Annotated in this window: 14 protein-coding genes and 1 riboswitch; of the genes, 5 read left to right on the top strand and 9 right to left on the bottom strand. The window is 38.7% G+C overall.

From position 1 onward, the window contains the following. Positions 1-19 precede the first annotated feature (19 nt). The 4 genes from H5S41_RS05470 to thiM form a co-directional block, all read right to left on the bottom strand. Positions 20-988: an IS30 family transposase gene (locus H5S41_RS05470; RefSeq protein ID WP_085720378.1), complete on the bottom strand. Its 969-nt coding sequence runs from the start codon at positions 986-988 to the stop codon at positions 20-22. Between the two features lie 67 nt (positions 989-1,055). After that, positions 1,056-1,724 (bottom strand): thiamine phosphate synthase, encoded by a 669-nt coding sequence (gene thiE, locus H5S41_RS05465; RefSeq protein WP_182602624.1) that lies wholly within the window; start codon positions 1,722-1,724, stop codon positions 1,056-1,058. After that, entirely contained in the window at positions 1,714-2,538 is an 825-nt protein-coding gene (gene thiD, locus H5S41_RS05460) for a bifunctional hydroxymethylpyrimidine kinase/phosphomethylpyrimidine kinase (protein ID WP_182602623.1), read from the bottom strand. Before thiD ends, thiE begins: the two co-directional genes overlap by 11 nt. Then, positions 2,531-3,340 (bottom strand): hydroxyethylthiazole kinase, encoded by an 810-nt coding sequence (gene thiM / locus H5S41_RS05455; RefSeq protein WP_182602622.1) that lies wholly within the window; start codon positions 3,338-3,340, stop codon positions 2,531-2,533. The genes thiD and thiM overlap by 8 nt, the downstream gene beginning before the upstream one ends. Before the next feature lie 60 nt (positions 3,341-3,400). Next, positions 3,401-3,506, bottom strand: a riboswitch (TPP riboswitch). A gap of 120 nt (positions 3,507-3,626) precedes the next feature. Here thiM and H5S41_RS05450 point away from each other — a divergent pair. Together H5S41_RS05450 and H5S41_RS05445 are read left to right on the top strand one after the other, a co-directional pair. Beyond that, entirely contained in the window at positions 3,627-3,932 is a 306-nt protein-coding gene (locus tag H5S41_RS05450; RefSeq protein ID WP_182597825.1) for a hypothetical protein, read from the top strand. After that, complete coding sequence (locus H5S41_RS05445) at positions 3,932-5,863, top strand: DUF6933 domain-containing protein (RefSeq protein ID WP_182602621.1); 1,932 nt, start codon at positions 3,932-3,934, stop codon at positions 5,861-5,863. The genes H5S41_RS05450 and H5S41_RS05445 overlap by 1 nt, the downstream gene beginning before the upstream one ends. Before the next feature lie 70 nt (positions 5,864-5,933). On the opposite strand, the gene H5S41_RS05440 is transcribed toward H5S41_RS05445, so the two are convergent. Further along, entirely contained in the window at positions 5,934-6,359 is a 426-nt protein-coding gene (locus H5S41_RS05440) for a hypothetical protein (protein ID WP_182602620.1), read from the bottom strand. A gap of 12 nt (positions 6,360-6,371) precedes the next feature. Then, positions 6,372-7,331 carry a hypothetical protein gene (locus H5S41_RS05435; protein WP_182602619.1) on the bottom strand — a complete coding sequence of 320 codons (960 nt, stop codon included), beginning with the start codon at positions 7,329-7,331 and terminating at the stop codon, positions 6,372-6,374. Between the two features lie 133 nt (positions 7,332-7,464). Between H5S41_RS05435 and H5S41_RS05430 the strand changes: the two genes are divergently transcribed. After that, the gene (locus tag H5S41_RS05430; protein WP_182602618.1) at positions 7,465-8,475 is read left to right on the top strand and encodes an ABC transporter substrate-binding protein; all 1,011 of its coding nucleotides are present in this window, start codon (positions 7,465-7,467) and stop codon (positions 8,473-8,475) included. A gap of 46 nt (positions 8,476-8,521) precedes the next feature. Here the strand turns inward: H5S41_RS05430 and H5S41_RS05425 are convergent, their stop codons facing one another. Genes H5S41_RS05425 through H5S41_RS05415 form a run of 3 tightly spaced genes read right to left on the bottom strand, consistent with a single transcriptional unit; the run spans position 8,522 to position 10,736 of the window. Then, the gene (locus H5S41_RS05425) at positions 8,522-9,301 is read right to left on the bottom strand and encodes an ABC transporter ATP-binding protein (RefSeq protein ID WP_182602617.1); all 780 of its coding nucleotides are present in this window, start codon (positions 9,299-9,301) and stop codon (positions 8,522-8,524) included. Continuing rightward, on the bottom strand, positions 9,298-10,302 hold the full coding sequence (locus H5S41_RS05420) for a FecCD family ABC transporter permease (protein ID WP_375139018.1): 1,005 nt from the start codon (positions 10,300-10,302) through the stop codon (positions 9,298-9,300). The genes H5S41_RS05425 and H5S41_RS05420 overlap by 4 nt, the downstream gene beginning before the upstream one ends. Beyond that, a complete protein-coding gene (locus H5S41_RS05415) occupies positions 10,299-10,736 on the bottom strand; it encodes a flavodoxin family protein (protein ID WP_182602616.1) in 438 nt (145 codons plus the stop codon). The genes H5S41_RS05420 and H5S41_RS05415 overlap by 4 nt, the downstream gene beginning before the upstream one ends. 129 nt (positions 10,737-10,865) lie before the next feature. Between H5S41_RS05415 and H5S41_RS05410 the strand changes: the two genes are divergently transcribed. Both H5S41_RS05410 and H5S41_RS05405 read left to right on the top strand, forming a co-directional pair. Further along, complete coding sequence (locus tag H5S41_RS05410) at positions 10,866-11,267, top strand: molybdenum cofactor biosynthesis protein MoaE (protein ID WP_182602615.1); 402 nt, start codon at positions 10,866-10,868, stop codon at positions 11,265-11,267. Beyond that, entirely contained in the window at positions 11,267-11,512 is a 246-nt protein-coding gene (locus H5S41_RS05405) for a MoaD/ThiS family protein (RefSeq protein WP_182597833.1), read from the top strand. The genes H5S41_RS05410 and H5S41_RS05405 overlap by 1 nt, the downstream gene beginning before the upstream one ends. Positions 11,513-11,523 lie beyond the last annotated feature (11 nt).

Here is an 11,523-nt window from a genome sequence, read left to right as displayed (position 1 = left end):
CCCGAAATGTCAATTTAAATTAGAAAAATGTTGAAAGCTGTTCATCTGTGACGTGACTTAGGAATACTTCAAGTGGTGTGCGGTAGTGAAGTGACTTCCGTGGAATAGTATTTCGTTTGTGCATCAGCTGGGTGATTAGTTCATCTGGTAAATTACGGAAGTCTAATCGTTTACTGAGACCGTCACGACGTAAGATACCATTATTGTTTTCATTCAGGCCGCGTTGATTGGGCGCTCCAACCTCCGCAAAATAAGTATGAAGATCATGTTTATTGGCAATCTCACGCCAGCCCGCGAATTCCTTACCATTATCAAAGGTAATCGACTTAACGAAATGACGAGGTATTTTAGAAAGCCATTTATCCAAGTGATAGTTAACTGCTTCATCAGTTTTACGATGAACGTTAAGCACAATCATCACCTTAGATTGACGTTCCACCAAGGTCATGACCGCACCACGATGAGCTTTTCCTTGAACAGTATCAGCTTCAAAGTGACCAAACTCGTGTTGGTAGTGAGGAAAATCATGGTATCGCTGGTAAATACTCCGACCGAGATGCCCCGCCTTACCACGTCGTTCGACATAGCCATTGGGGTGTCGCTTGCCTTTCATCGGTAATTGCTGGACGGCAAAATTGTACTGTCCACGAGCAAACATCCGATAAAGTGTCCGCATACTACAGCTAATTGTCCGTTCTGCTCGACCAATGATCGTATCAGGTGTCCAGCCCGCTTTAACCTGCTCATTGATGTAGCTGATCTCATCCTTGGCTAGCTGAGCCTGCTTACGACCACAACGCTGCTTATTCCGTTGGTAAGCCTTAAGATACTGTGCAATGGTCTTACCGCTATCAAGAAATCGATAGACTCGGTAAATAGTTTCTTGGCTTCGTTTAAGCAGTTTAGCAGCTTGATAAGCCTTCGTACCTTGGTGCCAAAAATTAGCTATGAGGGTTAGTTCACGTGTGGTAAGATGTTTATAAGTCATTTGTGATGTTCCTTTACTTTTGTTTGTGGTTATTCAAAAGTCTATCACAAATGGCTTTTTTATTTTTCTAACTTAATTTTACAAACGGCGACTTATAAAGTTCCTTTAGTTTTTTTACTGTGGCGGCAAGATCACTACTATCAAATACAAGAGAAATGACGGCAATTCCAGCTACCCCTGTATCGTGAACTAATTGCATGTTCTTTTCATTAATACCACCGATCCCAACAACTGGGTGCTGGCTAAGCATGTTTAACCGTTCTAACTTATCGATGCCGATTGCCGGATCAGCATCCGCTTTTGACTTTGTAGGGAAAACGGGTCCGCAACCAACATAGTCAACGAAATCCATTAAATTAGCCCGTTCAATTTCAGCAGGGGTATTACATGAATAGCCAATAAACATCTGATGACCGACTGCTACCGATACCTGATCAATTTTTGTATCGCTTTGTCCAACATGAACACCGTCAGCATTAATTTGCTGAGCTAAACGATAATCGTCGTCAACAATCAATGGAATCCCATATCGTGTACATAAGGTCCGCAACTCTAACCCAAGGTCAACGCGTTCATTCGGGAGAAGTTTTGAATTACCTTTTTCGCGGTATTGAAAAGCAGTAATTCCGCTTTTCATTGCTAATTCTACTTTTTCAAGGAATGCGTAAATATCATTATGGACATCTTGTGTTCCGCCAACTAAATATACTTGCAACATTTTTGGATCAAATATCATCTATCTCGTCTCCTTTAACCTTAACCCAGTGATTTAATGGACCATGACCGTGGCCAACATGAATACCCTCTTTAATTGTCTGTTCAACATATGTTTTGCCAATCATAATGGCTTGTTCCATTGAGCGCCCCTTGGCAATTTCTGCAGTGATACATGCTGAAATTGTGTCACCAGTCCCATGAGTATTTTTGGTATTAATTCTTGGTGCCGTCAACCACATATCATTACCGTCTTCAAATAAAACGTAATCATCAGCTTTTTGAGAGTTTTCGGCATGACCACCCTTTAAGAGGATATTTTTTGCACCGCGTTTTTGTAGTTCATGTGCGGCCCTCTTAATATCAGTTTTATCCTTAATATTAATTCCCGTCAACTCACAAGCCTCTGGAATGTTAGGAGTAATAAGGGTAGCAAGTGGTAGTAATTCATTGCGTACAATAGCAATCGCATCATCGCTAAGCAACTTTGCACCACCCTTAGCAACCATTACCGGATCAACAATTAATGGCCCTAAATTATATTTCTTCAAATTTCGGACAACTGCTTTTACCCGGATTGGATCAGCTAACATTCCCGTTTTACATGCACGAATTTCAAGATCGCTTGCAATCGATGCAAACTGTTCATCAATCAATTTCTCAGGCATGGGGAACGCGTCTTGTACGCCAAGAGTATTTTGAGCAGTAACGGCAACAACTACCATCGCAGAATAAACACCCCGCATTTGCATTGTTTTTACGTCAGCGGGAATTCCAGCCCCACCGCCGCTATCGGTTCCAGCAATTGTTAGGGCTTGGGGATAATCGTTAATCAAGATAATCTTCCTCACTTTCCTCTAAAAATTCCAAAAGAGCTTTTGTATCCATAATTGAGAGCTGGTCAAAAAACTGTACTTGCCATGATCCGAGGCCGACCGAATAGCGATTGGCTAAAACACCCGCTGCAGATACTAAGACAGTGGCTACAATGCAAGCATCCCAAGTGTTAGATGTTACTCCAAGATAAGCAGCCACAATACTAGAAAGCATATCGCCGCTTCCTACATTCATCGTTAGCATTTCGGCAGAGAAGGGGTTTTCGTAAATGATTTGACCATCAGTTATCAAATCGGTTTCGCCAGTCAAAATCACGATAGACTGAAAGCGCCGTGCACATAATTCAGCGACCTGAATAGGACGGTCAACTTTTCCGGCATCAATTCCATGACTAGTATTATCGGCATCAACCAAGGCAGCAATTTCACTGGCGTTTCCGCGGATAACATCAAAATGAAATTTATTTAATAATGATTGAGCGAGTTTCAACCGTGACGGTACTGCACTGACAGCTACCGGATCTAGTACGAGCGGCTTTAACGGAGAAACCGTCTGAAGAATAGTTTGTATTTGGTCAATCTGCTGTTGATTAACCGTCCCTAAGTTAATAGTAATTGCATTTGCTAAATTAGCCATTTCATTTGCCTCAGCTGGTTCTACTGACATGATCGGGGAGGCACCAACAGCACTTATTGAATCTGCAACTTTATCAATTGTTACTAAATTAGCGAGAGTGAGAACAATTGGATTCTTAGTACGAACTCGATCAATAAGGGACCAATTGATTTGATGTTCTGCCATATACGTTAACTCCTTAACTAAAAAATACTCAAGGCAGGAAAAATGAACCTACTTTGAGTATCAAGCGGTTATGCATTTTCCTACGCAAGTGTTGGCTTACAGGTTCTAGGGTCCATGCGTCACTGCATATCTCAGCCCAGCACGATGGGCACCCCTAATGCAATAAGTTTATTTATTAATAGTATACCGCAATTTAATTTTTATTAACATCAATAAAGATAATTGGCAAATGAAGCTGATAATTGTAAAATGACACTAGTAAATATAAAAACAGGAGACTTTAAAAATGCAGGAAGAATTACGGCAGACAACAAATAAAGCCGAAGTAGCCATTATCGATGATACAACCGGTAAAATTTTAACATTTAGCAATGGCGGGATTGATGGTGAATTTGAAATTATCGTCACTGATAAGAAACCAGTCCCAGCATTGTTTCAACCAGTAGGCAAGTTAGCAAATGGTAAATATACGATTAAAGGAAATTATGCTGGAACCGATTACCGTGAGATTAAACTTGACGGCGCTTATGAAATATATGGGAACCCAGAAGATGGTAACGTTATGATTACAAGAATTGAAGGAGAAAAATAGTGTATATTAATGTAGCGGTAAAAGCTCAAAATTTATTTAACAATTATCACCAGTCTAATGACGAAGCAACAAAATCTGCTGCATTAGCTAACCCGCTTTTTTCATGGCATGCAACATACTTTACTACTAACCATAAAAAGAATCTTGTCTTTCTAAATGATGCGACGACTTTAGCAGTTATTTTATATAACGTAAACGCGAAGAATAAGCGAGATATTAAGAAACGCTTTGAAACGCAATTAAAAACAGTCTGGCTTAACTTGGGTCTCTCTGAAAAGTCATATGCGGAATACCTAGCAACGAGTAATGAGTGGCAAATCAATAAGACAATTAATCGGTCTAGTATGGGATCGTTAACTTTACTTTGTCGCGAGGTAGCAGAACCGCTTGCTAATACACGGACTGAGGGTGACTTATCGAAACGTTTAACGAATTATCTTAAGCGGCAGGGGAAAAATTATATTAACGCTAGTGATACAGTCGCAATAATTAAAGCAAGTCAACCCTTTAACATCAAGCAGGGGGCTAAAAAAGCATCCCACGATAATAAAGGGGCGTTAAAGGAAATTTTCAATAAGCTGCAGCAAATGAGCCAGCTTAGTTTTGATACTTTATCACTTGAACAAACCGATCAAGCAATTCAAAAAATTCAAGATCAAAATAATCAACTTTTAGACTTATTCCTTAGTGATATTCAACAAGACTATAGTGATAAAACCATCCGCCGCTATAAAAATAACCTCCAGTTTTATTTGAATGAGTGGGCAGCTTATAGGCTAAGTACAATTGCAAACCTTGAAAATGCTAGCATTAATGAACTTTTATACCATGGATCGTCAGAAACAGAAGTAAGAAATATTAAGGCGGCGTTAAAACAGTTACTAAGATATCTGAAACGTAATGGCATTATTAACGATGACCAATATGAAGACTATCTTGTTTTTATGGAAGAAGATAGTGCACTGATGGATGAATTCGGCAGTGATGATGATTTTTACAATGAGGATGATGACGATTTTTTTACTTCATTTGATCCCCTAATTAGTGATACCAATAAAGACTTACCAACGATCTTTGATGCAAAAACAGACCAATTACTTGATGATTACTTAGCATCGTTTGCAAGCTTGTATGGATTGATCCCGGTTCATCATGCATTGCAAATTATCCAGGCGCAAAATCCTCAACTGACTATTGATGAAGAAAAATTTCAGCAATATATAGAAGATCGGGTTGGGGAATATGAACTGCGGTATGTTGTTCTAGACCTTAATAAAATGGCTGATGAAATTAACCTGGATGCTGTATTTGAAGATGATCTCTTTATTGTATATCCTACATTGTTAAGTGATAGCATTCGGCTTGTTCAGCTTTATAACCACCAGCTAGGACTACAATATTATGTTCCTGACAAGGCAGAATTGTTGCGATATAAGTATGATGATTACTTTGATATTTATAATTTACGTGAACAATTGGATGAACTTTTTAAAACACATTATGAACTATCAGGTAGCAGCATGGTGGGGGCAGCATTTATTTGTATCTTCTGCATGAAGTTAGGGATGTATGATGCGCAAAATCTTTCCTCAATGAACGACGCAATCAACCGTGCTATTCAAATGCTGAATAATACTGTTAATCTTAACATTACTCGAAACAATGATAATGAGGCGTTGATCAAGCTATTGCTCTTAATTGGAACCGATATTCGCCGTCCGTGGAATCGGGGCTGGTCAAGTCGCGAGATACTGGATGTCCCTGGTATTGCTGGGTTATTCAATCATGATTATCCTGTCTTATCTAGTGACGCAATTAGTGCAATTAAGCAGGGAAAGATTGATCGGCGCGAACTAATCTACTACATTGAAGATAGTGATTTGCCGATTAACAAGATTAATAAACTCTGCAAGCAAATTGAAGAACTATAAAATAACTGATAAAAGCAGGACCGAGAAAGTTTTATTTCACAGTCCTGCTTTTAATAATTATGTAAAATACTTATTTTTGATTTTTACCAATGTGCTCATCAAAATACCCAAGACCATTAACTTCAAGTGTTTTCAAATAAGCAATAAGCTCAATTGCTGAACTGGGGCTTAGTTCATTAACGGCATTTAACCCAATACCGGTAGAAACCGTTTCACTCATCGCCATAATTTGGTTTCCGTCCTTAATCTGCACCTGGGAACAGCTGATTGCCCACTGGTTATTAATATTAGGGGCAAAAATAAAGAAGAGGTTAAAATCATTTGAAAGGTAAGCGGGTAAAAACCAAGCAAGTTCATCAAGTGGCGCGGGAATTAAATCGCCCTGCAAAGCAAATCGATCAAGGTTGTTCTTATTAGGGGCCACATTTAACATGAACATTGTCTTTTCAAATTCTTTCATCCCCAGTTTCATTTCCGGAGTAATTTTAGGGTGCATAGCATTATTCTCCTAACTAAAATTTTGTCGATAATAATTATATTTACTCTTTATATCCTGGATAGGAATATCCATCACATGCATAATACCATGAGCATCTAATTTAAAATGACGAATAATAACCTGATTAAGCTGGATTCGCAGACGAGGATGATTCATGAGGATTTGTTCAATGTTAGTTGACATAATATCAAGAGTGTTACAGTAATCAGGAACCAGTATTTTTTCAAATTCGTTAAACGTATCGGCAATTACTTCAGCATAGGCATGATCGGCATATTTAAGATCGTTTGCTTCTAATTTATCATAATACTCACTACTGGTAAGCCCGCGTTCATTTTTTATATTATACTGTTCGTCGTATTGGTGAGTAAGGTATGAATCCCAGTCACGATAGCAATAAGTAATCATTTGAATAACTATTTGCCGGCCGTTATGAGTAACATTTTCCGGCACCATTTGGCCTTGGGGATCGATAAGGTAAGGCCGGATAAGCTGACGAGTAATAACATCGTAAAAAGTCCCCGGAATTAGTTCCTTATCTTTTGTGTTCTGGTACAAGGGACCAGTCCCAGAAAGCTTTTTTAGGTTTCGTAGGCTCTCACGCGTTTGATTGACGGCATAAATGATATCCTCAATTTCCTGGTCAATAATTTTACGTTGGCTAATTGTCTGCAAAAGATTGGTATACAGACGAATTAGATTATGTAACTCGGATTGTTGATTAGGGAAGAATCCACCCTGCTGTTGATATTTTCGGGTTTCCCGTTCCAACTGCTGTTCAATAATCAGGGCTTGGTGCTCGACTTTGACAGGGAGAACAGGAGTAGAAAAGCCTTCTTGCGCAATCTGATGAACCGCTTCACGAATAATTGGCCGCATTTCACAGAAATCAGGAAAATCAAAAAAGTTTTGAAAATCATTTGTAAGTTTAAGATGTTGGTAAACGGCTGATTTGAGATTTTTCTTCATAATATTCCTCCATCATTTTTATTTTATTATGAAAACCTGTAGGAAAATATTAGGGAATTAGATGAAATCACTAATGTTAAATTTCCCTCAACACTTATAAAATATTAATCAAAGAATGGAGAAGGAGATCGTAATGAAAAAATTATTAAAAGTTTTAGTAGTGTTTCTATTATTTAGTAGCGTTATTACTAGTTCAGCATTAGCCAGTTCAACAAGAACAGTTACAGATATGACCGGACAGAAAGTCAAAATTCCCAAAAGCATAAAAAGGGTAGCTGATCTTTGGCATGCCAATAATCAGGTCGTTTTGCTATTAGGGGGACAAAAGAAATTAGTGGCTACAACCCCGCTTGTAAAAAAACAGCATTGGTTCACAATAGTATATCCTCGAATTACTAAAGTTACTGCTCCATTAGCTGGAAACCAAATTCAAGTTGAAGAATTAATCAAAACCCATCCTGATGTAGTAATTACCGCTGATCCTGCACAGGCAAAAACAGCAAGGCAAGCCAAATTGCCAACCGTTAATGCGATGTATACTGATTTTGCGGGACTGAAAAAGTCTGTTATGTTGACTGCAACGATTTTAGGCGGGGATGCCCCTAAAGTTGGTCGGCAATATAATAAAGAGCTAACCCAGAATATTAACTTAGTTGAGCGACAAGTGAAAAACCGTAAGTCAACACCTACTGTTCTTCATATTGTTAACTCAGCGGATTTAACCAAGGTTGATGGTCAAAAAACAATTGTTAACGAATGGATTAAAATTGCGGGAGGAAGGAATGCGATTACTGAAAATGGTAATCAGATTTCTGTTACTCCAGAAGAATTAATTAAGGCCAATCCAGATGTAATCATTGTTGGGAGTTCAACTACTGCCCATGCACGAAAAGCATTACAGGCTAATAGGCAATTGCGACAATTAAAGGCAGTCCGCGAAAAGAAAGTCTACGGAAATCCACAGGGTACTTTCCCATGGGATCGTTATAGTGCGGAAGAAGCCTTGCAAGTTTTGTGGGCTGCTAAAATACTACACCCGCAAGAAATGAAAAATATCAACATGGTATCTGAAGTACAGCATTTTTATCAAAAATACTATCACTATCGTTTAACGCCTAATCAGGCTCAAAGGATAATGAAATAACCACATCCCCTAATTTAGATAATTAGATCTATTTAAGGGGGTGTGGTTATAGTTTAATTTGACAAGTATAACGTTGAAGTGCCGGGACATAGGTTAAGGTCAGCGGAACTTGGTAAACTTCAGTCAATCGTTCAGTCGTCATTAATTGATCACTACTGCCAACCGTTAAAATACCATTTGAATCTAGTAGGCCAATCTTTGTTGGTAGCATTAAGGCGTGATCTGGTAAATGCGTTGTAAGAATGATTGTAATTTTCTCTTGATGAGCAAGACTTTTTACTAATTTTAAGATTTCGTATTGCCGGCTTAAATCTAACGCAGCCATTGGTTCATCTAGAATTAATAACTTAGGCTGCTGAAGGAGTGCGCGGATAATAGTAATTAATTGTTGCTGTCCGCCGCTCAGAGCAGCAAATGGGTGATCCCGAAACTGAAATAGTTGAAAATCTTGTAAATATTTCTCGGCCATTTTAAAGTCTTTTTTCTTTGGTGTCTGAAAAAATGAAAGGTACGGAGCACGCCCAGTCAACAAATAATCAATGACAGTTAAATTTGAATTAATATGGTAATCTTGCGGAACATAGGCAATTTGTTGGGCAAGAGTTTTGCCGTTTAGGGCTGTTATTTCATTGCCAAAAACTTTTATAGTTCCCTGTTGTGGTGATAAAAGACCTGTTAAGCAATGCAGAAGAGTTGATTTACCAACCCCATTAGGACCAAGGATTGTAAAAATTTCACCCGGCTTAAGCGAAAAATTAACGTGGTGAAAAACTAGCTTACTTTTAGGGTAAGAAAAACTGAGATTATGGACATCGAGGATAATCAATTTAAGCGGACCTTCTTTTTCATCAGGATATATACAAATAGGGGCGCACCAATAAATCCAGTAAGAATACTTAGGGGAATTTCACCGCCGGATAGGGAACGCGCTAACGTATCGACAATTAACAAAAATAGGCCACCAAGAATGGCTGCTAATGGTAAGGCGCGTTTAGTATTAGCACCAATGATAAGGCGTGCAATATGAGGAATTACTAACCCAATCCAGCCAATATTACCGCTAAGGCAAACTGTTGCTGCTGTGAGAAAAGTACTAGCGACGATTATTAATAGCTGCTCAACTTCAACATTAATCCCTTCAAGACGTGCTTGTTGATCACCGAGGGATAGGATGGTCATATGCCAGCGGAGAATAAAAAGGATAATTGTTCCGCAAAGAAGAAAGGGAATAACAGCAACAATACTCGGAAAATCTATTTTAGCTAAACTTCCCAGCTGCCAATAAACGATACTTTGTAATTGTGAGTCGGGATCTGCAATGTATTTTAATAGGCCGACTAATGCTTGCATGAAGCCAGAAATAACAATCCCTGCTAACACTAAAATTAAGGTGCCGCGTTGGTTAAGTATTCGGGCGATTAGTAAAGTTAGGCCAACAGCAAGAACGCCCCCTAAGAAGGCCAATGTTTGTGTAAGCCAAATTCCGGATCCTAAAAGAATAGCTGTGGCTGCCCCAGCTGCAGAACCATATGATACACCGAGAATATCTGGTGACACGAGCGGGTTATGAAAGACGCTTTGAAATGCACAACCGGCCATTGCCAAAGCTGCCCCGATTAAAAGCGCACCAAGGATTCGTGGCAGTCGTAAGTTAAAAATAATATTTGCTGCTACGGGATTACTTTGGGGTGCCAGCATAGTTTGACCGATTTCTACTGGTGAATAATATATTCGGCCACAGGACAGGGCAATTATGACAGAAACAAAAACTAGTAAAAGGGCACTCCATAATGTTATTTGGTAATGATGATTAGTAATGAAAATCACTTCCTTGTCTTTAAATATTTTGAGATTTCCTTAGCAATTATTTGTTGGCCGTTGTCAATATCTTCATAATCAATTTTTAGTGACGGACCAAGTTGCCTGGCGTGCTGATACTGCAATCGCTGGTCGAAAATATTTACTGCATTAGCAAAGTTCTCACGACCAAAGTTAAGATCCCCGATACCAGCTGTATAATATGTCAGCGAGTTTAAGGAAAACTCACTCAGACAATTATAAAACTTTTCTTCACTTGCGGTGAGCTGTCCTTCTCCAGAGGTACAAGGACATAAAATTAGTAAATCAATATTGTTCAGATTTACTGTTAGTGATTTTTTGAAAGGAAGCAGCGATGAATTAGGAAGCAGGCTTTGATGAATATACTCTCCTAGTTCAAAATTATGCCCGTAAATTGTATCGTACAGAATTAAAGTATTCATTAAGGAGTCATCCTTTCTTTAAATTTTAGTATAACAACTCCATTAAAATCCGATTATTAGGGATTTGACTAATTCTAAAATCTCAATATCTTTGTAATAATAGGCAATGATAAAGGTGGGTGATTATAGTTGCATTATTTACGGATAAGTGATGCCCCCATTGATGTTGGTGAGATGTATCAACAGTTAGTTGCTCCAGAGTATGGTGGAATTGATATGTTTGTTGGGACTGTTCGTCAGTGGACTGGTGAAATCGAAACTACTAAGATTGAATATTCAGCCTATCATCCGATGGCAGAAAAACAATTAGAAAAAATTGCGGCACCGATTGAACAACAGGGCGGGCGAGTTGTTGTTGCACATCGCACTGGTCAATTAGTCCTTTCCGATATTGCCGTGTTTGTTGGGGTGGCAGCCCCGCACCGCGCAGAAGCGTTTAAATGGTGTCAGTATGTCATCGATACTCTTAAACATGAAGTACCAATCTGGAAAAAAGAATATGATACAGACAAGATAAGGTGGGGAAACTAATGGAAGTTAAAATTAGACTTTTTGCATTTTTACAAGATCAATTAGGACCATCAATTACTGTTGAGGTCACTAATCCTGTCCGCATAAAAAGCCTTCTTAACCAAATAAGTCAACAGGCTCCCCAACTATCATCAACTTTAGCAAATTCACGATTAGCAGTTAATCAAGAATTTATCAACGATGAGGAAGTTATACTCAAAGCAAATGATGAGATTGCAATCATCCCGCCTGTCAGTGGTGGCTAGTATCTTTTGAG

It is taken from the genome of Limosilactobacillus albertensis (assembly GCF_014145555.1).
GTDB classification, from domain to species: Bacteria; Bacillota; Bacilli; order Lactobacillales; family Lactobacillaceae; genus Limosilactobacillus; species Limosilactobacillus albertensis.
This window is presented reverse-complemented; position numbering and strand designations above follow the sequence as displayed.